General features: G+C 70.5%; 24 protein-coding genes and 1 riboswitch. Of the genes, 12 read left to right on the forward strand and 12 right to left on the reverse strand.

The genetic code is table 11. The annotated features are described in order from the left end of the window. Positions 1–24 precede the first annotated feature (24 nt). The 11 genes from PGN25_08095 to PGN25_08145 all read right to left on the reverse strand — a co-directional run bounded on the left by PGN25_08095 (position 25) and on the right by PGN25_08145 (position 12,018). A complete protein-coding gene (locus PGN25_08095) occupies positions 25–207 on the reverse strand; it encodes a DUF1508 domain-containing protein (GenBank protein MEH3117548.1) in 183 nt (60 codons plus the stop codon). Positions 208–379: 172 nt separating this feature from the next. Continuing rightward, positions 380–925, reverse strand: a complete 546-nt coding sequence (locus tag PGN25_08100) for an adenine phosphoribosyltransferase (GenBank protein MEH3117549.1) — start codon at positions 923–925, stop codon at positions 380–382. Positions 926–998: 73 nt separating this feature from the next. Then, the gene (locus tag PGN25_08105) at positions 999–1,793 is read right to left on the reverse strand and encodes an inositol monophosphatase family protein (protein MEH3117550.1); all 795 of its coding nucleotides are present in this window, start codon (positions 1,791–1,793) and stop codon (positions 999–1,001) included. A 118-nt stretch (positions 1,794–1,911) separates the two neighbouring features. Next, the gene (locus tag PGN25_08110) at positions 1,912–2,568 is read right to left on the reverse strand and encodes a thiamine phosphate synthase (protein MEH3117551.1); all 657 of its coding nucleotides are present in this window, start codon (positions 2,566–2,568) and stop codon (positions 1,912–1,914) included. Further along, positions 2,565–3,389, reverse strand: a complete 825-nt coding sequence (locus PGN25_08115; GenBank protein ID MEH3117552.1) for a thiazole synthase — start codon at positions 3,387–3,389, stop codon at positions 2,565–2,567. The genes PGN25_08110 and PGN25_08115 overlap by 4 nt, the downstream gene beginning before the upstream one ends. Positions 3,390–3,392: 3 nt before the next feature. Beyond that, entirely contained in the window at positions 3,393–3,605 is a 213-nt protein-coding gene (gene thiS, locus PGN25_08120; protein ID MEH3117553.1) for a sulfur carrier protein ThiS, read from the reverse strand. Then, positions 3,602–4,816: a glycine oxidase ThiO gene (thiO, locus tag PGN25_08125; protein ID MEH3117554.1), complete on the reverse strand. Its 1,215-nt coding sequence runs from the start codon at positions 4,814–4,816 to the stop codon at positions 3,602–3,604. The genes thiS and thiO overlap by 4 nt, the downstream gene beginning before the upstream one ends. Positions 4,817–4,894: 78 nt before the next feature. Beyond that, a riboswitch (TPP riboswitch) is annotated at positions 4,895–5,017 on the reverse strand. 128 nt (positions 5,018–5,145) lie between these two features. Then, the gene (locus PGN25_08130; protein MEH3117555.1) at positions 5,146–6,420 is read right to left on the reverse strand and encodes an adenylate/guanylate cyclase domain-containing protein; all 1,275 of its coding nucleotides are present in this window, start codon (positions 6,418–6,420) and stop codon (positions 5,146–5,148) included. 678 nt (positions 6,421–7,098) lie between these two features. Then, a complete protein-coding gene (gene rpoD / locus PGN25_08135) occupies positions 7,099–9,102 on the reverse strand; it encodes an RNA polymerase sigma factor RpoD (protein ID MEH3117556.1) in 2,004 nt (667 codons plus the stop codon). Positions 9,103–9,331: 229 nt separating this feature from the next. Continuing rightward, a complete protein-coding gene (gene dnaG / locus PGN25_08140) occupies positions 9,332–11,248 on the reverse strand; it encodes a DNA primase (GenBank protein MEH3117557.1) in 1,917 nt (638 codons plus the stop codon). A gap of 311 nt (positions 11,249–11,559) precedes the next feature. Next, positions 11,560–12,018 (reverse strand): GatB/YqeY domain-containing protein, encoded by a 459-nt coding sequence (locus PGN25_08145; GenBank protein MEH3117558.1) that lies wholly within the window; start codon positions 12,016–12,018, stop codon positions 11,560–11,562. A gap of 186 nt (positions 12,019–12,204) precedes the next feature. On the opposite strand from PGN25_08145, the gene carA reads away from it, so the two are divergent. Next, the gene (gene carA / locus PGN25_08150) at positions 12,205–13,455 is read left to right on the forward strand and encodes a glutamine-hydrolyzing carbamoyl-phosphate synthase small subunit (protein MEH3117559.1); all 1,251 of its coding nucleotides are present in this window, start codon (positions 12,205–12,207) and stop codon (positions 13,453–13,455) included. Positions 13,456–13,699: 244 nt separating this feature from the next. Next, positions 13,700–14,074: a hypothetical protein gene (locus PGN25_08155; GenBank protein MEH3117560.1), complete on the forward strand. Its 375-nt coding sequence runs from the start codon at positions 13,700–13,702 to the stop codon at positions 14,072–14,074. Between the two features lie 320 nt (positions 14,075–14,394). Here PGN25_08155 and PGN25_08160 read toward each other — a convergent pair whose 3' ends face one another. Then, positions 14,395–17,067, reverse strand: coding sequence for a heparinase II/III family protein (locus PGN25_08160; protein MEH3117561.1), 2,673 nt, complete (start codon positions 17,065–17,067; stop codon positions 14,395–14,397). A gap of 157 nt (positions 17,068–17,224) precedes the next feature. Between PGN25_08160 and flgB the strand changes: the two genes are divergently transcribed. The 10 genes from flgB to fliP all read left to right on the forward strand — a co-directional run bounded on the left by flgB (position 17,225) and on the right by fliP (position 23,574). After that, a complete protein-coding gene (flgB, locus tag PGN25_08165; protein ID MEH3117562.1) occupies positions 17,225–17,614 on the forward strand; it encodes a flagellar basal body rod protein FlgB in 390 nt (129 codons plus the stop codon). Next, the gene (gene flgC, locus PGN25_08170) at positions 17,611–18,027 is read left to right on the forward strand and encodes a flagellar basal body rod protein FlgC (protein ID MEH3117563.1); all 417 of its coding nucleotides are present in this window, start codon (positions 17,611–17,613) and stop codon (positions 18,025–18,027) included. The genes flgB and flgC overlap by 4 nt, the downstream gene beginning before the upstream one ends. A 13-nt stretch (positions 18,028–18,040) precedes the next feature. Then, positions 18,041–18,394: a flagellar hook-basal body complex protein FliE gene (locus tag PGN25_08175; GenBank protein ID MEH3117564.1), complete on the forward strand. Its 354-nt coding sequence runs from the start codon at positions 18,041–18,043 to the stop codon at positions 18,392–18,394. A 26-nt stretch (positions 18,395–18,420) separates the two neighbouring features. Further along, on the forward strand, positions 18,421–19,209 hold the full coding sequence (flgG, locus tag PGN25_08180; GenBank protein ID MEH3117565.1) for a flagellar basal-body rod protein FlgG: 789 nt from the start codon (positions 18,421–18,423) through the stop codon (positions 19,207–19,209). Positions 19,210–19,302: 93 nt separating this feature from the next. Then, complete coding sequence (gene flgA, locus PGN25_08185; protein ID MEH3117566.1) at positions 19,303–19,806, forward strand: flagellar basal body P-ring formation chaperone FlgA; 504 nt, start codon at positions 19,303–19,305, stop codon at positions 19,804–19,806. 71 nt (positions 19,807–19,877) lie between these two features. Beyond that, positions 19,878–21,005, forward strand: a complete 1,128-nt coding sequence (gene flgI, locus PGN25_08190) for a flagellar basal body P-ring protein FlgI (protein ID MEH3117567.1) — start codon at positions 19,878–19,880, stop codon at positions 21,003–21,005. Continuing rightward, the gene (locus tag PGN25_08195) at positions 21,005–21,589 is read left to right on the forward strand and encodes a MotE family protein (protein ID MEH3117568.1); all 585 of its coding nucleotides are present in this window, start codon (positions 21,005–21,007) and stop codon (positions 21,587–21,589) included. The genes flgI and PGN25_08195 overlap by 1 nt, the downstream gene beginning before the upstream one ends. Next, positions 21,589–22,299, forward strand: a complete 711-nt coding sequence (gene flgH / locus PGN25_08200) for a flagellar basal body L-ring protein FlgH (protein MEH3117569.1) — start codon at positions 21,589–21,591, stop codon at positions 22,297–22,299. The genes PGN25_08195 and flgH overlap by 1 nt, the downstream gene beginning before the upstream one ends. 10 nt (positions 22,300–22,309) lie before the next feature. After that, positions 22,310–22,792, forward strand: coding sequence for a flagellar basal body-associated FliL family protein (locus PGN25_08205; protein MEH3117570.1), 483 nt, complete (start codon positions 22,310–22,312; stop codon positions 22,790–22,792). After that, complete coding sequence (fliP, locus tag PGN25_08210; protein MEH3117571.1) at positions 22,792–23,574, forward strand: flagellar type III secretion system pore protein FliP; 783 nt, start codon at positions 22,792–22,794, stop codon at positions 23,572–23,574. The genes PGN25_08205 and fliP overlap by 1 nt, the downstream gene beginning before the upstream one ends. Positions 23,575–23,719 lie beyond the last annotated feature (145 nt).

A 23,719-nucleotide genomic window follows, 5' to 3' on the forward strand; every position in this document is an offset into this window, starting at 1 on the left:
GACCGCACGTCCGACTTCGTCGACTCAACGCGGATCGCACATCATCCCGTTACGCCGCGCATTCGCAATGCAATCGGATTTGTCGACGTAGCTTTCCGTGGATGCGCCGACGATCTTACCATTCCGAGATGTGCGCCGCCAACGCCATTGACTGCCCGACTCATCGATTTCCCACTTGTCACCGCGCGAATCGGTGCAGGAACTCATTTCTTTCCTCCCACTTCAGGTTGGGACGGAAAGCATCGTACTCTGCTTAATTTGTGATATTTATTTTTCTGTGGATAAATCACTAAATAACAGCAAATATTGATGTATTATGGCCAAGCTTAAAAATTTCCAATTCTTATCTAATACCGTTTCCGATCGATCGGAAACGGTCTCAGTGTCCCTCGAACTCCATCAGCGTGCGCACGGTGACGCCGAGGTCGCGCAGGCGCTGGGCGCCGCCGATCTCCGGCAAGTCGATGACGAAGCAGGCGGCCACCACCTCGGCGCCGAGCCGGCGCAGCAGGTCCACCGCCGCCGTGGCGGTGCCGCCGGTGGCGATCAGATCGTCCACCAGGATCACCCGGTCGCCCGGCTTGATCGCATCGACGTGGATCTCGATCTCATCGGTGCCGTATTCCAGGGCGTAGGCCGTCGAGACGGTCTTGTGGGGCAGCTTGCCCTTCTTGCGGATCGGCACGAAGCCCGACGAGAGCTGGTGCGCCACCGCGCCGCCGAGGATGAAGCCGCGCGCCTCGATGCCCGCGACCTGATCGATCCGCCCGCCCGCGAAGGGATGCACCAGCGAATCGACCGCCCGGCGGAACGAGCGCGGGTCGCTGAGCAGGGTGGTGATGTCGCGAAAGACGATGCCCGGCTTCGGGTAGTCGGGAATCGAACGGATCGAGTCCTTCAGGGCGGAGTGGCGGCGGGCTTCCATGCGGCGGGCTCGTTCTCTGTGGATGCGCGGCGGTTACAGCAGGCGGGCGGGCACGAGGTCATCCCCCCGGCGCTTACGCGGCGGCCTTGCGCAGCAGGCCGATCAGCTCACGGTGGAGCCCTTCGTTGCCGCAGGCGATGGAGCGGGCGGCGAGCGGCTCGGCGCCGCCATCGGCGCTGGTGACGAAGCCGCCGGCCTCGCGCACGAGGATGATGCCGGCCGCGATGTCCCAGGTCTGGAGGTCGCGTTCCCAGTACAGGTCGGTCCGGCCGCAGGCGACATAGGCGAGGTCGAGCGCCGCCGAACCGAAGCGGCGGGTGCCGCCGGAGACCGCCATCACCGCGGCGACCTCCTTGAGCAGCCGGCCGTGGCTGCCGCGGCCGAGATAGGGCGTGCCGTAGGCGACCAGTGCGTCGGCGAAATCCTGGCGTCCGGAGACGCGCAGGCGACGGTTGTTGAGGAAGGCGCCCTTGCCGCGCTCGGCGATGAACAGCTCGTCCTTGGCCGGATCGTAGATCACGCCGGCGACGATCTGGCCGTCGCGCTCCAGCCCGACCGAGATCGCGAAATGCGGGATGCCGTGCAGGAAGTTGGTGGTGCCGTCGAGGGGATCGACGTGCCAGGTGTGGCTCCGGTCGGTGCCCTCGATGTTCCCGCTCTCCTCCATGACGAGGCCGTAGCCGGGCCGGGCCTTCATCAGCGCGTCGCGCAGGACTTCCTCCGCCTTCCTGTCGGCGGCCGAGACGAAGTTGCCGGGCCCCTTGCGGGAGACCTGGAGGTTCTCGATCTCGCCGAAGTCGCGCTTGAGGCCGCGGGCGGCCTTGCGCACGGCGTCGACCATGACGGTCATGAGGGGGGAGTTGATCATGCGGTTCGGCTCGAAGCCCCCGAGGGAGCCTTGCTTGAAGAGAAATCCGCCTGCGCTTCTATACGCCTCGCGCCGCAGCGCCAGAGGCGATCGCGCAAGGCCGATATCCGAAAGAGGGTCAGAAGACGGGGCGTTCGCGGGCTGCACCGCTCAGGGCGGCGAGAATTCGGGCGCTCTCGCCTCCCGGGTCCGGGGCACGCATCACGCCGCCCATCACCGCCACACCCGCCGCTCCCGCTTCGCGGCAGGCGCGGGCGTTGTCCGCGTCGATCCCGCCGAGGGCGAAGACCGGGAGGCGGGAGGCGCAGGCCGTGCGCAGGGCCGCGAGGCCGAGGGCCGGCCCGTAGCCGGGCTTGCTGGCGGTCGGAAAGATCGGGCTCAGGGTGACGTAGTCGGCGCCGGCCTCGGCAGCGGCCGCGACTTCTGCGGGGGAATGGGCCGAGACCCCGACCAGACCGGCGCCGAGCCGGCTGCGCGCCGCGCGGATGCCGTCGAGGCCCGCCGACCCCGGCAGGTGCACGCCCTGCGCACCGGCCTCGACGGCAAGCTCCGCCGCCCCGCCGACGACGAGGGTGCCGCCGACGGGCCGCAGGAGATCGGCGAGCGTTCGGGCGAGATCCCGCCGCGCCTCACGGTCGAGATCGCGGTCGCGCAGCCAGACGAAACGGGCACCGCCCGCCACCGCCGCCCGGACGGTCTCGGCCAGCGGCCGGGCCGCGCCGTGCCGGTCGGTGACGACGAGGAGGGGCGGCAGCGGTGCGGCGCCCGGCCTCAAGAGCCGACGAGGCCGAGCTGCGGGCTCGACGGCTCGGCCCGGCCCCGGCGCGGGATGCGCCCGGCGAGATGGGCGAGGCGGCCCGCCTCGACCGCGTGGCGCATGGCGGCGCCCATCCGCACCGGATCGTCGGCCCTGGCGACCGCGGTGTTGACGAGGCAGGCGGCAGCCCCGAGCTCCATGGCGATCACCGCATCGGAGGCGGTGCCGATGCCGGCATCGACGATCACCGGTACCCTGGCGCGACGGCAGATCAGTTCGAGATTGGCCGGGTTGGCGATGCCCATGCCGGAGCCGATCAGCGAGCCCATCGGCATCACCGCGGCGCAGCCGAGATCGGCCAGGCGCTCGCAGACGACGGGATCGTCGTTGCAGTAGGGCAGCACGGTGAAGCCGTCGTCCACCAAGTGGCGGCAGGCTTCGAGCAGCTCGGCGACATCGGGGTAGAGCGTCTCGCGGTCGCCAATCACCTCGACCTTGATCCAGCCGGTCCCGAGCGCCTCGCGGGCGAGTTCGGCGGTCATGATCGCGTCGCGCGCGGTCTCGCAGCCGGCGGTGTTGGGCAGGAAGCGCGCGCCCTTCAGCTTCTGGAAGGTGTCCGAGCCGTGGCCCCCGAGCGAGACCCGGCGGATCGAGGCGGTGACGACGTCGGCGCCGGAGGCGCGCACCGCCTGGGCCATGATCTCCTGGCTCGGATAGCCGGCGGTGCCGATGAACAGGCGCGAGGCGAGCCGCACGCCGGCGATCTCCAGCGCGTCGTCCGCCGCCTCGGCCGGCGCGGCATCCGGCGCCGGCGCCAGGGTGGTGTCGTGATGGTTCATGGGTCAGCCTCCCTGCATGGCGCGGACGATCTCGATGCGGTCGCCCTCGTTGAGCGCGGTCTCGGGCCAAGCGCTCCGGCGCACGACGCGTCCGTTGACGGCGATGGCGATGCCTTCGGGGCTCTCGATGCCCCGCGCCTCGGCCTCGGCGGCGAACAGGGCGGCGAGGTCGTCGGCCTCGTGCTCGCAGGGCGCTCCGTTGACGGTCAGTCTCATGCCACGGCCCTCCCCCGGTTGTGTGAACGGAAGCGTGCGCGGCCGAAGCCGCGGGCGTAGTCGGGCAGCGCCCCCTCGCCGAGCAGGCTCGCCACTGCGTCGGCGGTGGCCGGGGCGAGCAGGTAGCCGTTGCGATGGTGACCGGTGGCGACGACGAGGCCGGGCGCGGCCTCCTCGATGATCGGCGCATCGTCGTCCGAGGTCGGGCGGAAGCCGCTCCAGACCGCGTCGACCTCCATCTCCTCGATGCCCGGCAGGACGCGGCGCGCGCCCTCCAGCAGGGCGAACAGGCCGCCCGCGGTGACGCCGCCGCGGAAGCCGCAATCCTCCACCGTCGCGCCGACGATGAGATGGCCGTCGCCCTTGGGCGCCATGTGGACGGATTCGCTCCAGACCATCCGCGAGAGGGTGCCGGTGCGCCGCGTCGTGCGCAGGGCCAGGGACTGGCCCTTGAGCGGCCGGACCGGCAGGGCGAGATCGTCGGGCAGCAGCCCCGCCTCCCCGCTCCAGGCCCCGGCGGCGAGGATCACCGTGCCGGCGGCGAGGATTCCCCCGCCCGCGCGGAGGCCGCAGACGCGACCGGCCCGATGCTCGAGCCCTTCCACCGCGACGCGCTCGACGATGGTGACGCCCGCCGCCTCGCAGGCGCGCAGCAGCGCCGCCATGACGAGCCGCGGATCGACCTGGGCGTCGAGCGGGCAGAGGATGCCGGCGGTCACGTTCGGGCGCAGCAACGGCTCGCGGGCGCGCACCTCCGGACCGGACAGCCACTCGGCGGCGACGCCCGAGCGCCGCTGCAGGTCGTGGCGGAAGCGCAGGCGCTCGACCTCGTCCCGGCCGATGGCGATCACCAGCGTGCCGTCCTCGCGATAATCGATCCCGGTGCCCGAGGCGGCCTGGAGCGCGTCACGGAAGGCGGGCCAGCGCGCCAGGGATTCGCGCGCGAGGGGCAGCAGCAGGTCGGAGCCCGGCTCGTGCTCGGCGGCCGGCGCCAGCATGCCGGTGGCGGCGAGGCTCGCGCCGCTGCCGACGCTCTCGCGCTCGACCACGGTCACCGAGCGCCCGGCCTGGGCCAGACGCCACGCGATCGACAGGCCGATCAGCCCGGCCCCCACCACGGCGACGTCGGCGCGCGGCGGCAACTCGGCGGCCGGCGGGCACAGATCAAGCATGCGTCGCCGGCCGATCGGAGAGGTCAGCAGGTCGGACATCGAGAACGTGCCTTCCGCGGGTCTGCCCGCAGGAACCGGCACCATGTGCTTCGTCGGAAGCGGGTCCGCTCGATGAGAGCGACCCTTCAGGTCCAATCCCTACGCCGGTATGAGCCGGATCAGGTTCGAAGGATTTCCGCGCTGCCGGTGACGGCGATAGCGGTGTCTCAGCCCCTTGCCGGGGATCTCCCTGGAACAGGTCGGATGTGGGCCCATGCGGGCGCGCGGTCAATCCCCCCCTCGCGCCGAGGGACCAAGGGCAATCCGATCCACGAACGGCACCGGACGGCGGGCTCGTTCGATCGAACGGCGGCCTCTCGGGAAAGAAACTATTCCGCGGCCGCCGCCTTCGCGGCCGGCCTGCGTCCGGGGCGATACACCGCCATCGGCGCGTCGAAGCCGTCGAGGCGGTGGCTGCCGAGCGGCTCGGGGTCGCCCCACAGGAAATCGACGAAGGGTTTCGACATCAGGAGCGGCTCCTGAAGCGTGCGGTTGAGCCGGGCCAGCCGGCTCGCGAGATTCACGTCGCGTCCGATCACGGTGAAGTCGAGCCGCGTGCCGGACCCGACATTGCCGTAGGCCGCCTCGCCGTGATGCAGGGCGATGCCGGCATCGACCGCCGGGCCGCCCTCGCCGAAGCGCCCGACCGCGTTCGCCTCGGCCAATGCGGCAAGCGCCGCCTCCGCGGCCGTGAGCGCACTCTTGGCCGCACCGCCGAGATCGTCGCCCGACTCGCGGAAGATCGCGAGCAGGCCGTCGCCGAGATATTTCAGCACCTCGCCGCCCTCCCGCTCGATCGGCGGGACGAGGCAGTCGAAGAAGGCGTTCAGGAGGTCGACCGCGCCCTCCGGGGTCAGGTCGGCGGAGAGCCGCGTGTAGTCGCGCATGTCCGCGAACAGGATCGCCGAGCGGATGCGGCGCACCTGCCCGCGCCGGATATCGCCGGCCAGGATCGCCCGGTGCGGCTCGTCGCCGACATAGATGCGCAGCACCGTGTCGAGCTGCTTGTTGAGCAGGCGCATCTCCATCACCGCCGCGAGCGCGGGCATGACGAAGCGCAGGATCGCGATGTCCTCGTCGCGGAAACCGCCCTCGGCACGGGTGGCGAAGGTGATGCCGTTCTTGGTGCCGTTGGTGAAGATCAGCGGCGCGACGATGTAGTGCGTATAGCCGTCGGCCTTCAGTTCCGGGACGATGGCGTAGGCGTCATCGTCGGCTTCGGACAAGTCGAGGCTGAGCCACTCGCCGGATTCGTGCACCGCGTAGAACGGGCTCACCCGGTAGGCCTTGGCCGAGGCCTCGCCGTGGGGGAACAGACGCACGGTCGAGCCGCCGCCGCGGGTCCAGACGCGGCCGACGCCGGAATACTCCGAATGCAGCGTGTCGATGGCGGTGGAGGCGCGATCGATCGGCACACCGACGGCATTGAGCCGCTCGCCCAGGCCCGCGAGAAGATCGTCGGCCTTCGGCAGCCGGGCGCCCTCGCCGAGCAGCCAATCGCGTACGCCGACGCAAGCCTGGAGTGCCCCGAACGGCACGTCCTCGGCTTCCGACCCGTCGGCGAGCGCCGTCGGCAATGGTTTCGGGGCGTCCGCGTCAGGCATGCGGTGAAGGTGGGTTCTCAACGCGCCAAAGCAAGGCTTCGTGATGGGCACGGGGCCTCGATCGCCGACGGCGAGAGCGCCGACATCACGGCTCAACGGCGGCTCCAACGCCTGCGAGCGAGAGCCCGTTCGACCGGCCGACGTGTCTTCGTCAGGCAACGGCGAGGGGAAAGCCCTGCTCCCATCTCGTCCCTCAGGATGAGGGACGAGATGGGATGACCGCAGTCAAACAGACTCTGATTAGAAACTCACTATCTGAGCGTGCACTGCGTCGAGCGCATAATCGCCTTGCTTCACTCGCCAGGGTCCGCGCAACTGATACCAAGCGGTCGCGGGGGCAGCCGACGATGAGCGATCCTCATCGCCGGCTGGTATGATACCGTTTCCGATCGATCGCTTCGGGTTTCGCCCCACGCCGTCATCGCGAGCGGCCGCGAAGCGATCCAGGGCGCGACCTTTCCGGACCTGTCGCGCCCTGGATTGCCACGGCTTCGCCTCGCAAGGCCAGGGGAGAGGCCGAACTCATCTTGATGAAAGCGGCAACCGTATCAGCAGGCCCGCGCGGCGCTTGAGCGAAGCCGACATCCGCCATCCCGAAGGGATCGATCGGATGCCGTATGACACGAAAACGGCCGCCCCGAGGGGCGGCCGGTTCGCGTCGCCGGATCTGCAAACGGATCAATTGTCGAGGAAGCTCCGGAGCTTGCGCGACCGGCTCGGGTGCTTGAGCTTGCGCAGGGCCTTCGCCTCGATCTGGCGGATGCGCTCGCGGGTGACCGAGAACTGCTGGCCGACCTCTTCGAGGGTGTGGTCGGTGTTCATGCCGATGCCGAAGCGCATGCGCAGCACGCGCTCCTCGCGGGGCGTCAGCGAGGCGAGCACGCGGGTCGTGGTCTCGCGCAGGTTCGACTGGATCGCCGCGTCGATCGGCAGGACGACGTTCTTGTCCTCGATGAAGTCGCCCAGATGGCTGTCCTCCTCGTCGCCGATCGGCGTTTCGAGGGAGATCGGTTCCTTGGCGATCTTCAGAACCTTGCGGACCTTCTCCAGCGGCATGGCCAGCTTCTCGGCCAGTTCCTCCGGGGTCGGCTCGCGGCCGATCTCGTGCAGCATCTGGCGCGAGGTCCGGACGATCTTGTTGATCGTCTCGATCATGTGCACCGGGATGCGGATCGTGCGCGCCTGATCGGCGATCGAACGGGTGATCGCCTGCCGGATCCACCACGTGGCGTAGGTCGAGAACTTGTAGCCGCGGCGGTACTCGAACTTGTCGACCGCCTTCATCAGGCCGATATTGCCCTCCTGGATCAGGTCCAGGAACTGCAGGCCGCGGTTGGTGTACTTCTTGGCGATCGAGATCACGAGGCGCAGGTTGGCCTCGATCATCTCCTTCTTCGCCTGGCGGGCCTCGCGCTCGCCCTTCTGCACCATGGCGACGATCTTGCGGTACTCGCCGATCTGGAGGCCGGTCTCGGAGGCGAGCGTCAGGATCTGCTCGCGCAGGTCCGCGACCTGACGGCCGCCGCGCTCGACGAAGTTCTTCCAGCCCTTTCCACCCAAGGTGGCGACGCGCTCCATCCAGTTCGGATCGAGCTCGTAGCCCTGGTAGTGGCGCAGGAACTCGTCGCGGGCGACGCCGTGATGCTCGGCGGCGCGCATCAGGCGGCCCTCGTGCGAGATCAGGCGCTTGTTGATGTCGTAGAGCTGCTCGACCAGCGCCTCGATGCGGTTGGCGTTGAGCGAGAGCGACTTCACGTCGGTGACGACGACGTCCTTCAGCTCGGCCTGCTTCCTGGTCTGGGCGGACGTGACCGTGCCGCCGCCGGCCTTCAGTTCCGTCTCCTCGTTCTGGAGCTTGCGCAGCTTGCGGTAGTTCGAGGCGATGTTGTCGAAGGTTTCGAGAACGCGCGGCTTGATCTCGGCCTCCATGGCCGCGAGCGACACGTTGTTCTCCATGTCGTCCTCGTCGTCGCCGCCCTCCGGCGGGACGGCGCCTTCGCCCTCCTCGGACTCCCCGCTCTCCTCCGCTTCCCCGCCCTGCGGCGCGCCGCGGGCGTCGGGGCCGGCATAGGTGGCCTCCAAGTCGATGATGTCGCGCAGCAGCACCTTGCCGTCGACGAGTTCGTCGCGCCAGATGATGATGGCCTGGAACGTCAGCGGGCTCTCGCACAGGCCGGCGATCATCGCCTCGCGCCCGGCCTCGATGCGCTTGGCGATGGCGATCTCGCCCTCACGCGAGAGCAGCTCCACCGAGCCCATCTCGCGCAGGTACATGCGCACGGGATCGTCCGTGCGGTCGGTCGGCTCGCGGGTCGTGGGGGTCGCGACCGCGACGGCCCGCGAGCCGGACGTTTCGGCGACCTCGCCGCCCTCCGCGCCCTCTTCCTCCTCGGACGCCTCGCCGTTGGCCTTGGTCTCGGTCGCGGTCTCCTCGGATTCCTCGGCCTCGACCACGCGGATGCCCATGTCGTCGAGCTGGGCGAGCACGTCCTCGATCTGGTCGCCGTCGACCTGACCGTCGGGGAGGACCTCGTTGATCTCTTCGTAGGTGACGTAGCCGCGCTTCTTCGCGAGCTTGACCATCCGTTTGACCGCGGCATCCGTCAGGTCAAGGAGCGGGCCGTCCGTCGGTTGATCCTGGGCGGCGTCCGCATCGTCCCGCTCGGTTGCCTTCGTTGCCATGCTCAGCCTATTGTTCTCGTGGCGGCGGCGCAGGCTGAGCCCGCGCGCTTCCCGCGAAAGACCCGTCGCAATGTCGCGGAATGGCGCGCTTGTCGAGTGCTCGCGCCGATTCTCGTTGCATCCGTTCTAACTTGCCGTACGTTGACCGATCGTTAACCAAGCCGACCCTCCGCCGCCGTCACCGATCGGTCACGGTGGCGCGAATTCCCTCGAAACCGCCCCCAGGACGTCACCCTTCCTGAGACACCTCCGCTTCCGCCTCGGTCGCGGCGATCACCGCCAGTTGCTGCTGCACGTCGCAGAGCCAAGCGAAATTGGCCTCGGACTCATCCTCAGCAAGGGCGCGCTCGGCTTGGTGGAGTTCGCTATGTAGCGCTCCCGTCTGCCTGTGCAAGATCACGGCCTGATGCAGAACGGATTCGACGCGCTGCGAGTCCGCATTCGGGTCGAGCATCCAGCGGTCGCTGGAGATGATCAGGGCCGTGAGCCGGGCATGCGCCTCTTCGAGCCCGGCCCGGCGCAGGCGCGCCTCCAGCAGTTCCGGCTCCGGCGTGCCGGCCTCGGCCGCCCGGTCGAGCAGGAGGCCGCGCAGGGCGCGCGCGTCCGGGTTGACGAGTTCGAGGGCGGCGAGTGCCTCCTCCTCGATCCCGAGCAGCTCCGGGTGCGCGAGCAGGCTCATCACGATCATCGCCTCGCGCTTGGCCGCCCGGCCGCCTGCCGCCGGAACGGGCGCCGCCGTCTTCAGGAGCGGGTTGAAGCCGGTGGTGATGCGCGGCGAGGGCGGAGGATCGCCGGGGCGGGGCCGGCGCTGGAACGGCGCGCCGCGCGGAGCCGAGGCGCGCCCTCCCGCCGCGCGCTCCGAGCGCCCGCCGGCAAAGCCGCCGGAGAGACCGCGCAGCCGTTCCTCGATATCGTCGCGATAGAACCGGCGCACGGTCTCGTCGCGGATGCCGGCCACCGCCTCCCGCAGGGTACGGGCGAGCCCCGCCCGGCGCTCCGGCGTGTCGAGGGTGGCCGCTTCGGACTCACGCGCCCATAGCATCTCGACGAGCGGCCGCGCGCCCGAGAGCACCGCTTCGATCGCCGACGGGCCGCCGGCACGCATCAGGTCGTCCGGATCCTGGCCCTGCGGCAGCATCGCGATGCGCAGGGATTTGCCGGGCTCCAGCATCGGCAGCGCGACGTCGAGCGCCCGGAAGGCGGCGCGCCGGCCCGCCCCGTCGCCGTCGAAGCACAGGATCGGCTCGTCGGCGTGGCGCCAGAGCAGGGCGAGCTGCTCTTCGGTGAGGGCCGTGCCGAGCGGCGCGACGGTCTCGGGGTAGCCGGCCAGCGTCATGGCGATGACGTCGACATAACCCTCCACCGCGACGATGCGGCTCCGGTCGTGGGCGGCTTTGCGGGCAGCGTGGAGGTTGTAGAGCATCCGCCCCTTGTGGAAGAGCGGCGTCTCCGGCGAGTTCATGTACTTCGCCTTGGCCTCGGCCTGCATCGCCCGGCCGCCGAAGGCGACGACCCGGCCGCGGATGTCGAGGATCGGAAACATGATCCGGTCGCGGAACTTGTCGTAGGGGACGCTGACGCCCTCGGCGGTGGCGAGCAGCCCGAGTTCCAGCATCAGGTCGCGGTCGACGCCCTTGCCCGCGAGGAAGTCGCGCAGGGCGTAGCGCCCGGACGGCGAATAGCCGAGCCGGAACTTCTTGCGCGTGGCTTCGCCGAGCGCCCGCCGGTCGAGATAGGCCCGGGCCTCGCCGCCCGCCTGCCCCCGCAACTGCTCCTCGAAGTAGACGGCAGCCATCTCCATCACTTCGAGGGCCCCCTTGCGCCGCTCCTCGGCCTGCTCGCTCTCGACCGTGACCCTGGGCAGCGTCACGCCCGCCTCGCTCGCCAGCCGCTCCACGGCCTCGGGAAAGCTGAGCCCTTCCGTGTCCATCAGGAATTTGAAGATATCGCCGTGCTTGCCCGAGGAGAAGCAGTGGTAGAACTGCTTCTGGTCGTTCACGTAGAACGAAGGCGTCTTCTCCGCGTTGAACGGCGACAGGCCGCGCCACTCGCGGCCGGCCTTCTTCAACCGCACGCGCCGGCCGACCACCTCGGAGGCGGGCACCCGGGCGCGGATCTCTTCGAGAATGTGGGGCGGGTAGCGCACGGGGGCTCTGCTCGAAGCGGATCGCGGGACGACGAGGACCGGCCTCGGCCGCGCAGTCTAGCGCGAGGCGCCTGCCGGAGTCTTGAGGGCGTTCCGCCGGAGCCTTCACGACGCGAGCCCGCATCGCCGCTCCGGCCGGACGCGTTGCCGGATCACGCGCGAGGGCCGGCCGGCCCTCCCTCTCGTCCACCCGGGCCAACCGCCGGCCTCCGCGGTCTTTCGGATGAAGATCGATGCGGGGCCGGCGTGAGATTGGGGCCGCTCGATCCTTGGCCTCTGCGTCATCGCGATGACGGAGCGATAGCGATCCCCTACTTCCCGGCGAGCGCGTCCTTCACCAGCGCACTCGCGCGGCCGAAATCCATCCGGCCGGTGTACTTGCCCTTCAGTGCGCCGATCACCTTGCCCATGTCCTTCGGGCCGGCTGCGCCGGTCTCGGCGATGGCGTCGGCGATGGCGGTGCGCATCTCGCCCTCGTCCATCTGCTGCGGCAGGAAGGCCTGGATGATCTCGGCCTCGGCGCGCTCGCTCTCGGCGAGTTCGGGTCGTCCCCCTTGCTCGTAGACGCCCGCGGCCTCCTGGCGCTGCTTGATCATCTTCTGGAGAAGCGCGAGGATCTCCTCCTCGCTCGTCTGCCCCTTGCCCTCGCCGCGGGCCGCGATGTCGCGGTCCTTGAGCGCCGCCTGGATCATGCGCACGGTCGAGAGCTTCTGCTTCTCGCCGGCCTTCATGGCTTCCTTCATCTCGGCGGTGATGCGCTCGCGCAGCATGATGACATGACTCCCATCGAATGGTTCGGCGCGGCGGCCCCGATCCCGGGCCTTGCGCAGGGCCGTTTCCGCGCCCGGATTGACCCGGGCGCGGCCGGCTCGCTATGAGCCCCGCGAGAGATCGCCTTGCCCCGCGGCCCGAACGAGCGGCCGCGCGAGGCGGCGGACATAAGCCGGATCGGACCCATGCTGCAAGACGAACCCGCGACCCTGCGCGCCGATCCCGCGCGCTCGAACCCGGAACCCAAGTTCCCCGAGCCCTGGAGCGAGCCGCTGGTGACGGCGCTGCTCGTCCTCGCCGACGGCACCGTGCTCGAAGGCTTCGGCATCGGCCGGACGGGTGTGGCCGACGGCGAGGTCTGCTTCAACACGGCGATGACGGGCTATCAGGAGATCCTGACCGATCCGTCCTATGCCGGGCAGATCGTCACCTTCACCTTCCCGCATATCGGCAATGTCGGCACCAACGACGAGGATCTGGAGAGCCTGGAGGCGGCGCCGGCGTCGGGCGTGCGCGGCGCGGTGATCGCCTCGGCCGTCACCAAGCCCTCGAACTGGCGCTCCTCCTCGCATCTCGACGGCTGGCTGAAGGCCCGCGGCATCGTCGGCATCACCGGGATCGACACGCGGGCGCTGACCGCGCTGATCCGCGACCGCGGCATGCCCAACGCCGTCATCGCCAACGATCCGGAGGGCAGGTTCGACCGCGAGGCGCTCAAACGCCGTGCCGCCGCGCTCGCGCCGATGGAGGGCCTCGACCTCGTGCCGCCGGTGACCTCCCGCGAGGCCACCGCATGGACCGAGACCGTCTGGGCGGTGAAGGGCGGCTACGGCGCGCGCGCGCCGGGCCAGGGCCTCAAGGTCGTGGCGATCGATTACGGCGTGAAGCGCAACATCCTGCGGCTGCTGGCGGAAGCCGGCTGCGACGTCACCGTGGTGCCCGCCACCACGGGGGCCGAGGACATCCTGGCGCTGAAGCCGGACGGCGTGTTCCTCTCCAACGGCCCCGGCGACCCGGCCGCGACCGGCGAATACGCCGTGCCGGTGATCCGCAAGCTCCTGGACGAGCGGGTGCCGACCTTCGGCATCTGCCTCGGCCACCAGCTCATGGGCCTCGCGCTCGGCGGGCGCACGGTGAAGATGGGCCAGGGCCATCACGGCGCGAACCATCCGGTGAAGGACCACACCACCGGCAAGGTCGAGATCGTCTCGATGAACCATGGCTTCGCGGTCGATCCGGCGAGCCTGCCGGACACGGCGGTCGAGACCCACGTCTCGCTGTTCGACGGCTCGAATTGCGGCCTCTCGCTCACCGACCGTCCGGCCTTCTCGGTGCAGCACCACCCGGAGGCGTCTCCGGGTCCGCGCGACAGCCATTACCTGTTCGAGCGCTTCGTGAAGCTGATGCGCGAGAACCGGCCCGAAACGGTCGCGTAATACCAACCGGCGATGATCCCGGCTCCTCGCCGGTTGCCCGCGCGAAGGCGCGGCGGCGGGCGTCCGCCGGACGCAGGGAAGCCGACCATCGGTCGGCTTCCCTGCAGCTTGGTATAACGCGCGGAGACGGCGGCCCGAGCGCCGCCGTCCCGGCGTCACAAAAAACCCCACCTTGCCCGGCATTTCCCGATCCATGGCCGGATCGGACAAGAATCAGCGGCCGGGACAGTTGGGGGCTTGCCGGATGACGCTCGACGACGCGCGCGACGACTTCACGCGCCTGCATCGCCTGTTCACCTTCCACCTCGGTGTGGCGGTCGGCCTCGCTTGGCTGACCACGCTCTACGCGGCGGCCTCGGCGCCGTGGGTGCGCAACATCCGCGCGCTGATCGATCCGACCGGCCCGGTGCGGATCGAGAGCACCCTCTCCTACCTGTTCGTGATGCCGGCGGTGCTGACCTTCGCCTGGGCGTCGGCCTATTTCGGCCGCGAGACCATGCGCCGCTTCCAGACCCTGCCGAACCAGACCCTGGAATTCGCCGCCGCGGCGATGGTCGCCTTCGGCGTGTTCTACCTGTCGATCGACCGGGCGGTGGCCGTCATCAGCGCCGGGTTCTGAGAACAGCGCTCAGACTTCGAGATCGCCGCGTCCGATGTCGCGGTGCCACCGAGGACGCGCACCGATTCGATCCCGCCCTGCTGCGGGACATGGAACAGCACGAAGTTTCCCACCGGGACGCTGCGCAGGGTGTCGCCCGGCTCCGGTCGGGGGCGACCTGCCCGGGGGTTCTCCAGGGTTCCGAACTCGGGTTCACGCCTTGACGAGCCCTCTCCGGTATCGCCGTCGTCATTCCGGGGCCGCGGAGCGGAACCCGGGATGACGATCGTCAGGTATCGTGGCAGCGATGCCGCATCCAGGCCGCGGTGTCGAAGCCGCAGCTATCCCTCCACCAAGCGCCTGACCGCCCCATCGGCGAGCATTCGCACGAGACGCCGCTCGGCCTCGGCATCCGCGGCGGCGACGGCACCGCCGCAGACGACGTCGCGGCCGGAGAAGGCGTAAGCCAGCACCGGCGCCGGCTTCAGCCCGCCCGATCCCGTCGCCATGAAACCCTGCATCGCCTGCGCCCGGTCGTTGCGGCCGATGGCGACCTCCATCCCCGCCGGCTGCCCCTTCAGCGCCACCGCCAGGAACGCAAGACGCCGTCCGTCCTGCTGGGCGAGGGCCCGGCACGGAGCCGTCAGCGCGACGAGGGCTTCGGGCGACAGGTGCAGCAGCCCTTCGAAGGATACGGACCGTCCCGGCCGGGAGAAGCGGTCGATCACGGCCAGCCCGCTCAGGTCGTCGAGCGCGAGGAACAGGCGAGCATGGGCGTAGTCCGGCCCGTGGATCGTGGTGGAGAGGACGAAGGCCTGCGCACCGTCGAGGGCGAGGCGCGCCGTGAGGCGGCCCGTTCCGGCCACCGGCTCGCGGCGATCGGGAATCGCGACGTTGTGGGCGCGGGGCGAGAGCAGATAGTGGCGCGCCGGGCCGACCTCGGCGCCGTCCGCGCCGCCGCCCTCCACGATCCAGCGTCGCGCGCCGGTGGCGAAGGTGAAGGAGGTGCAGTCGCGATGCCCGTGCGGCGATTGCGCGGCGTGGGTGAGGGCGAAATGCCCCCAGCCCCGCTCCGGCCCGTCGTAGCGCAGGGCGAGCATGTCGGCGGTCCGCCCATCGGAGGCGGGAACGGTCTCGCGCTCGGCCGTGAGTTCGCGCCCTGTGCCGCCCCCTTGGGATGAGGCGAGCCGGGCGATCCAGGCGGCATGGTCGAAGCCGGCGGGCGCGTCGCCGAAAGGCGGCAGCCGGCCGCCGGGATCGAGCAGACCGGCGAGCCCCGGAAGCGCCGCTTCGACCCGGCGGCGGAGGGTCGGGCCTGGCTCCGTCTCTCCCAGCGCGGCCGCCAGCACCTGCCCGTGGCTCAGGAGATCGAGGCGCCGCACCGGCGCGGCTTCGGCGAAGGCGCCGTCCTCCGGCAGCAGCGCGTCGAAGCCCTGGGCGAGGCTGTCGCGGGCGAGCGAATCCCAGTGCGCGGCGAAGGGAAGGCTCGGGAGCGCCCGCGCGACGGCGAGGAGGGCGGCCGCGGCCTGGAGGCCGGGCAGGGCGCGGGCGAGGGTGTTCTGCCCGACGATCTCGGCCACGGCGAAGCCGTGTCGCGCCGCCTCCGCGGCGATCTCGGTGCCGGACGCCGCATCCGCCCCGGTCACGAGATGCGCCAGCACCTCGCTGCGGGGCGCCAGTGCCGCCGGATGCAGGCTCAAGCCGTCCGCCGGCTGCCCCCACGGATTGGCCCGCGACCACGCCGCGGCGAGGGTGCCCGCGCGGGCCGATCCCTCCGGCAGCGCCGCGAGCGGCAGCAGCCAGGACAGCGACTGGTAGGCGAGCCGCCACGCCACCGAGCGGAACGGGTCCTCGCGCCAATCCGGTGCCGCGGGCAGCGTCCAGTCGGGCAGGCCGGCCAGGCTCAGGACGACGCTCCCGCCGTCGAGGCGCGCGCTGCGATCCGGCCCCATCCGCAAGGCGCGGGCCTTGGCGAGGATCGGCGCGACGCTCGCTCCGGCTCGCATCAGCCACGCGGCGGACGCGTCCTCGGGCAGGCCGAGCCGCCCGGCGACGCGGGCGAGAAAGGCGCGAGCGTCGAGGAGATCCTCGTCGCACAGGCTCTCCAAGCGGAACGCGTCCTCGAAGGCGAGTTCCGTGGCGCCCATCAGCTCCGCCTCCGGCGGCGTCTCGACATCCTCCCACGGGCCGAACGCGAGTTCGACCGAAGCCGCGCCGGGCGGCGGACGCAGCGTCAGGGTGAAGCGGCGGGCCTGCGGCCGAGCCGAGAGGTTGATGACCGCGCCGAGCCCCGGCACGGAGACGGCGTTGGCGTAGGGCGGAGCGATCTCCGTCCCCGCCGCATCGCGATAGCTCAGCCGCACCCGCGCCGCGTGCTCTTCGGCCCGCGCGGCGTGGATCTGGCCGCGCAAAACGAGGGCCATGTCCTCGGCGAGCGCGTAACGCAGCCTCACGCCCGCCCCCATGAGGGAGCGCCGCCGCGGCCCCGGCCCGCCATCGGCTTCACCGAAGCCGAGGACGGGGTCGGCCAGGGTGACGTCGCCGCTGTTGCGCCACGAGCGCAGGGTGACGACGAGGCCGGCCGCCTGTTCCGGCACGCGGAAGGCGATGCGGAAGGCCGCCGCGCCCTCCACGCCGAGGAGCGCCGGCCCGGGAATCCAGGCGACCTGCGGATCGAGCAGGCTGCGGGCGAGCCCCGGCACGTGGTCGAGGTCGAGGCTCGACCCGTCGGCGGCAAGGAAGTCGAATCCGGCCGCCGCGCAATCGACCGCGAGCGCCGCCGCCTCGCCGGCGTCGAAGGCGAGACCGAACGTCAGGCAGGCCCAGGCACCGGGGCGCAGGCCGGAAAACCCCAGGGTCACCCGCGAGAAGCGGTTGTTGGCCGTGATGCGGTGCAGCCCGTCGCCGCCGCCGGGCCCCGCACCCCCGGCATAGCGGGCGGGTGCCGGCCGCAAAGGGCCCGCGTCGCCCTCGCCGAACGCCGCCGCGCCGGTCCGCTGATCGATCTCGTCCATCACCCGCAGGCGCTACCGTGGGCGTCGGCCCTGTCAAGGCAGGTGCCAGCCTCGTGCAAGATTGCCTGCCTAAAGCTCCCCTCCGACGTGGGGCTCGCCGTCCGAGCGCGTCCCGCGTCAGCGATTTGTCCGAGGCCCTTGGGATGGGGGCGTTGCCATGACGACGGGCGTCTACCTGTTCGATCTCGCCTCGCAGCACGCGCGCTACCTCGCGACGCGGCAGGCCACCATCGCCGGCAACGTCGCCAACGCGAACACGCCCGCCTACAAGGCGCGGGACGTGGTGCCCTTCGCCCAGATGCTGGCGAAGACCGGGCTCGACATGGCCTCGACGGCCAACACCCACCTGGAGGCCCAGGGCAACCGCATTCCGGTGCGCGAGGTCGCCGCCGGCGAGACCTGGGAAGTGCTGCGATCGTCGAGCGCGGTGAGCCTGGAGCAGGAGATGCTCAAGGCCGGCGACGTCTCGCGCCAGCACAGCCTCGACACGGCGGTGGTGAAGTCGTTCCACCGCATGCTGATGGCCGCGGTGAAGGGCGGCGCATGATCGATCCCCTGCTCTCCGCCTCGCGGCTCGCCAGCGCCGGCCTCGAAGCGCAGTCGCTGCGCATGCGGGTCGTCTCGGAAAACCTCGCCAACGCGCAATCGACCGGCGCGACCCCCGGCGCCGACCCCTACGCCCGCAAGACGGTGACGTTCCGGGCCGAACTCGACCGGGCGGCGGGCTTGGCCTCGGTGCGCCTGCGCGAGATCGGCACCGACGACGCCCCGTTCCGCACCGAGCACGACCCGGCCAACCCGGCGGCGGACGCGAACGGCAACGTCAAGCTGCCCAACGTGAACATGCTCGTCGAGATGGCCGACATGCGCGAGGCCAACCGCTCCTACGAGGCGAACCTCCAGGTCATCAAGCAGGCCCGGGCCATGGTCGCCGGCGTCATCGATCTCCTGAAGTCGTAAGAGGCCGCCCGCGATGATCGAAGCCCTCTCCTCGCTCGCCGCCTTCGACAAGATCGCCGGAACCTCGTTCGCCGAGGCCGCGCCGGTCCGGAAGGCCGCCTTCTCCCCCGCCGCCGTGTCGGGGCTGGCCGGCACCGCTCCGGCGGCACCCACGGATTTCGGCGACGTGATGGCCCAGGTCGCGGCCAGCGCCCGCGATGCCCTGCGCGGCGGCGAGGCCACGGCCATCGCCGGCATCCGGGGCAAGGCGACCGCCCAGCAGGTGGTCGAGGCGGTGATGTCCGCCGAGCAGAGCCTCCAGACCGTGGTGGCGATCCGCGACAAGGTGGTCGCCGCCTATCTCGAACTCAGCCGCATGCCGATCTGATCGGTCAGCTCGAAGGAACCCTCGTCATGCGCGCGCTCGCCATCGCCGCCACGGGCATGTCCGCCCAGCAGCTCAACCTCGAAGTCATCGCCAACAACATCGCCAACCTGAACACCACCGGGTTCAAGGGCGCGCGGGCCGAGTTCACCGACCTGCTCTACCAGGCCGAGCGGCAGCAGGGCGCGCCGAACCAAGCGGGCCAGGAGGCGGTGCCGGAGGGCGCGATGCTGGGCCTCGGCGTGCGCGCCGCGGCGATCCGCAACCTGCACCGGCAGGGGTCGCTCGCCAATACCGGCAACCAGCTCGATCTGGCGGTGAACGGGCGCGGCTACTTCCAGATCACCAGCCCGGCCGGCGAGGTCAACTACACCCGCGCCGGCTCGTTCAACAAGAACAACGCCGGCCAGCTCGTGACCATGGAAGGCTACGCCGTCGATCCGGCGATCCTGATCCCGGCGAACACGACCCAGGTGACGATCAACGAATCGGGGCAGGTCTTCGCCAAGATCGACGGGCAGGTGGCGCTGCAGAACATCGGTCAGTTGACGCTCGCCAACTTCGCCAACGAATCCGGCCTGGAGCCCCTCGGCAACGGCCTCTACCGCGAGACCCCGGCCTCCGGCGCGCCCGTGATCGGCAATCCCGGCGACGTCAGCTACGGCAAGCTGCAGCAGGGTTACCTCGAAGGCTCGAACGTCGATCCGGTCAAGGAGATCACCAGCCTGATCACGGCGCAGCGCGCCTTCGAGATGAATTCGAAGGTGATCCAGGCCGCCGACGAGATGGCCGGGACGATCTCGAAGGGCATCCGCTAAAGCATCATCCCGAAAGGCGGCTTCCGGAAAAAGATGATGCGAAACAGAATCTTGGACGCCGCCGCGTCCTCCTCCCCTCCTTCGCGATGTCCCATGCCCCGCAAGACCTTCGTCCGCGGCCTCGTGCTCGCCGCCCTCGCTGCCGGCCCGGCACAAGCCGCGCCGGGCCAAACCGCGCCAGGCCAAATCGAAGGCATGGCGAACGCCGAGCTCATGCTGCCGGTGCCGACCGTCACGATCTATCCCGGCGACACGATCAAGGACTCGATGCTGCGGATGCAGGCCTATCCCGCGACCTACCGGGCGCGCACGGCCGTCATCGACGCCTCGGCCGCGATCGCCGGCCGCACCGCGCGGCGGATGCTGCTGCCGGGCGAGCCGGTGCCGGTCAACGCCGTGGACGATCCCCGCCTCGTCAGCCGGGGTGCGCCGACGCAGATGATCTTCGAGGAGAACGGCCTCGTCATCACCGCGGTCGGGTCGCCGCTCCAGAACGGGGGCCTCGGCGAGACGATCCGCGTGCGCAACACCGACACCAACCGCATCGTGCTCGGCACGGTCATGGCCGACGGCCGCATCCGGATCGGCGCGCAATGACCCGACGCCGCCCTGCCCGGTTTGCATCGATCGCCGCCCCGCGGTCGCGGGAGCGGACGACGATGCCGTCGGTGCATCGCCGCCTGTTGCTCGCCGTCCTGCTCGGCCTGCTCACCGGCCTCGGCTTCGCCGTGATGGCCGGCCCGGCCTTCGCGGCCGGCACCCGGATCAAGGACATCGCCACGCTCAAGGGCGTGCGCGACAACCAGCTCTTCGGCTACGGCCTCGTCACCGGCCTCCAGGGCACCGGCGATACCTTGCGCAACGCGCAGTTCACCGAGCAGTCGCTGCAATCCCTGCTCGACCGGCTCGGCATCAACGTGCGCGACGCGCGCCTGCGCACCCGCAACATCGCCGCCGTGATGGTGACCGCCGACCTGCCGCCCTATACCGGCACCGGCTCGCGCATCGACGTCACCGTGACCTCGATGGGCGACGCGACGTCGTTGCGCGGCGGCACGCTGCTGATGACGCCGCTCACCGGCGGCGACGGCCTCGTCTACGCGGCCGCGCAGGGGCCGCTGGCCGTCTCCGGCTTCGCGGTGCAGGGACAGGCCGAGCAGTTGACGCAGGGGGTGCCGACGGCGGGCCGCATCCCCAACGGCGCGCTGATCGAGCGCGAGGTGCCCGGCACCTTCCGCGACCTGCCCGAACTCGTGTTCGAGCTGAAGAACCCCGACTTCAAGACCGCGACCCAGATCTCGGACGCGATCAACGCATGGTCGCTCGGCGCCTTCGGCCGGCGCATCGCCAGCGCCCGCGACCAGCGCTCCGTGGTGGTGATGCGCGGGCGCCAGATGGCGCAGACCCGGCTGGTGGCGCAGATCGGCGACCTGACGATCCAGCCCGACACGCCGGCCCGCGTCGTCGTCGACCAGCGGACCGGCACGGTGGTGATCGGGCGCAACGTGACGATCTCCACGGTCGCGGTGACCCACGGCAACCTCACGGTGCGCGTCACCGAGGCGCCGGAGGTGTCCCAGCCCGCGCCCTTCTCCAACGGCCAGACCACGGTGGTGCCCCGCACCGAGATCGCGGCGCAGGAAGAGCGCGGCAAGCTCGCCATCCTCGCCGGCTCCGACCTGCAGACGCTGGTGCGCGGCCTCAATCAGGTCGGGCTGAAGCCCACCGACATCATCGCGATCCTGCAGGCGGTGAAGACCGCCGGCGCCCTCCAGGCGGAGCTTGTGGTGCAGTGATGAAATCGACGCTGCGCCTTGCCCTGTGCTGTCTCGCGCTGTCCGGGACCGCCTTCGCCGCCGGCGGCGAGCCGGCCGACCCGGCCAAGGAAGCGGCGATGCGGGCGCTCGCCGCCCGCGACGCGCCGAAGGATGTCTCCGCCCAGGACTTCGTGGCGAAGGAGCCGGCCAGGACCGGCTATTGCGCCAACATCGCCGATGCCGCGGCGGATGCCCGCTTCGCGTGGCAGAAGGAGCAGCTCGCGGCGATGGAGCGGCAGGTCGAGGAGCGCATCCGCCTGCTGGAAGAGAAGCGGGCCGAGTACGAGGCGTGGCTCAAGCGCCGCAACGAGTTCCTGGCCAAGGCCGACGAGAGCGTGGTGGCGGTCTACGCCAAGATGCGTCCCGACGCGGCGGCGCTCCAGCTCGCCAACATGCCCGACGAGGCCGCCGCCGCCCTGCTGACCAAGCTCAACGCCCGCACGGCGAGCGCCATCCTCTCCGAGATGGAGGCGGCCCGCGCCGCCGGTCTCGCCCGGGCGATGTCGGAATCCGGCCGCAAGGACGCGACCGCGCCGGCGCCGAAGAAGAACCAGAGGTCGTGATGCGCTCCTTCGCTTCCGCCGCGGCGGCCCTGCTCGCCCTCTCGCTCGGCGCCTGCCAGAGCGACCTCGACCGCATCGGCCGCCCGCCCCTGCTGACGCCGATCGGCGCCGGGCTCAACGCGCCCCGCGAGCCGCTGCCGACCAGCTTCGGCGCCCTGGGTCCGCGCCACAGCTACCACTCGACCTGGACCCCGGGGAGCGCCGCGCTCTATCAGGATCCGCGCGCCCGCGACGTCGGCGACGTGATCACGGTCAGCATCGCCATCAACGACAAGGCGCAGTTCGACAACGCCAGCGACCGCTCGCGCAGCCAGAAGACCACCCTCGGCTTCGATTTCGGCTACGGCATCTCCGCCTTGAAGGACACGGCCACCGCCGATACCGGCATCCGCTCCGGCACCGAGACCAAGGGCCAGGGCTCGATCGACCGCAAGGAATCGCTCAGCCTCTCGGTCGCGGCGGTGGTCACCGAGGTTCTGCCCAACGGCAACGTGGTGATCTCGGGCTCGCAGGAGGTGCGGGTCAACAACGAGGTGCGCGTGCTCGAAGTCGCCGGCATCGTCCGCCCGCGCGACATCTCGCGCAAGAACACCATCGACTACGACAAGATCGCCGAGGCCCGCATCTCCTACGGCGGGCGCGGGCGCCTCACCGACGTGCAGGGGCCGACCCTGGGCCAGCGGGTCTTCGAGACCGTGGCGCCGTTCTGAGGGGACGAGCATGGCCGACGCCAAGGACTCCAGGAAAGGCGGCAAGGGCTGGATCGGGGCGCTCGCCCTGGCGACGCTCGTCGCCGTCGGCACCGGCGGCGGGCTCGGTGTCTACCTGCTCGGGAACGTCGAGAAATCGGTCGACCTGAAGAAGCGCGAGGAGGCCGACAAGGCGGTCAAGGTGCTCAACTACACCGGCGACCTGAGCCTGCGCAGCGTCGGCTCGGTGGTGGCGAACCTCGCCGAGCCGACCGATGCCTGGGTGCGCATCGAGGCGTCCGTGGTCTTCAGGACCGGGGCCTTGCCCAACCCCGACGTGACGCTGGCCGAGATTCGCGCCGACGCGCTCGCCTACCTGCGCACCCTCTCGATGGCGCAGATCGAGGGCGCGAGCGGCCTCCAGCACCTGCGCGAGGATCTCAACGAGCGCGTCGCGATCCGCACCAAGGGCGCGGTGCGCGAACTCATCGTCGAATCGCTGGTGGTTCAGTGATGCCGCCCCGCACGCTCCTGCGCGCCGCGGGCCTCGCCCTGGTGCTCGGCCTCACCGCCACCGCCGCCCTGGCGCAGGGCACGCCCTCCCCCGGCGGCGTCACCGGCGTGCCCGGCCTCGACGCCCTGCTGCCGCCCGGCAACGGGGCGGCGTCCGGGCGCATCATCCAGCTCGTCGCGCTGCTCACCGTTCTGTCGCTGGCGCCGGGCCTGCTCGTGATGGTGACGAGCTTCACGCGGTTTGCCGTCGCCTTCTCCTTCCTGCGCTCGGGGCTGGGCCTGCAGAGCACGCCGGCCAACCTGTTCCTCGTGTCGCTGTCGCTGTTCATGACCTTCTACGTCATGGCCCCGACCTTCGACCGCGCCTGGAACGAGGGGGTGAAGCCGCTCCAGGAGAACCGCATCGGCGAGGAGGAGGCGTTTTCCAAGATCGTCGATCCGTTCCGGGAGTTCATGACCCAGCACGTGCGCCCGAAAGACCTTCAGACCTTTTCGGACCTGGCGAGCCGCAACTTCCCCAAGGCCGAGCAGGGGGAAAGGATCGACCTGCGCATCCTGATCCCGGCCTTCATGATCTCGGAGCTGCGCCGGGGCTTCGAGATCGGCTTCCTGATCGTGCTGCCCTTCCTCGTCATCGACATCATCGTCTCCACCATCGTGATGTCGATGGGCATGATGATGCTGCCGCCGACCGTGATCTCGCTGCCGTTCAAGGTGCTGTTCTTCATCCTGATCGACGGCTGGAACCTGCTGGTCAGCGGCTTGGTGCGGTCGTTCTTCTGAAGCGCGGTTCAACGGCGAACATCCGATTCGATCCCTCATCCTGAGGTGCCCGCGCCAGCGGGCCTCGAAGGATCTCTCCGTTCTCGCGCGATCTCCGGAACACCCTTCGAGGCCTCTCGCCCGGATGAGGGCGCGCCCGGCGGTG

Source organism: Methylorubrum populi (assembly GCA_036946625.1).
Lineage (GTDB): Bacteria > Pseudomonadota > Alphaproteobacteria > Rhizobiales > Beijerinckiaceae > Methylobacterium > Methylobacterium populi_C.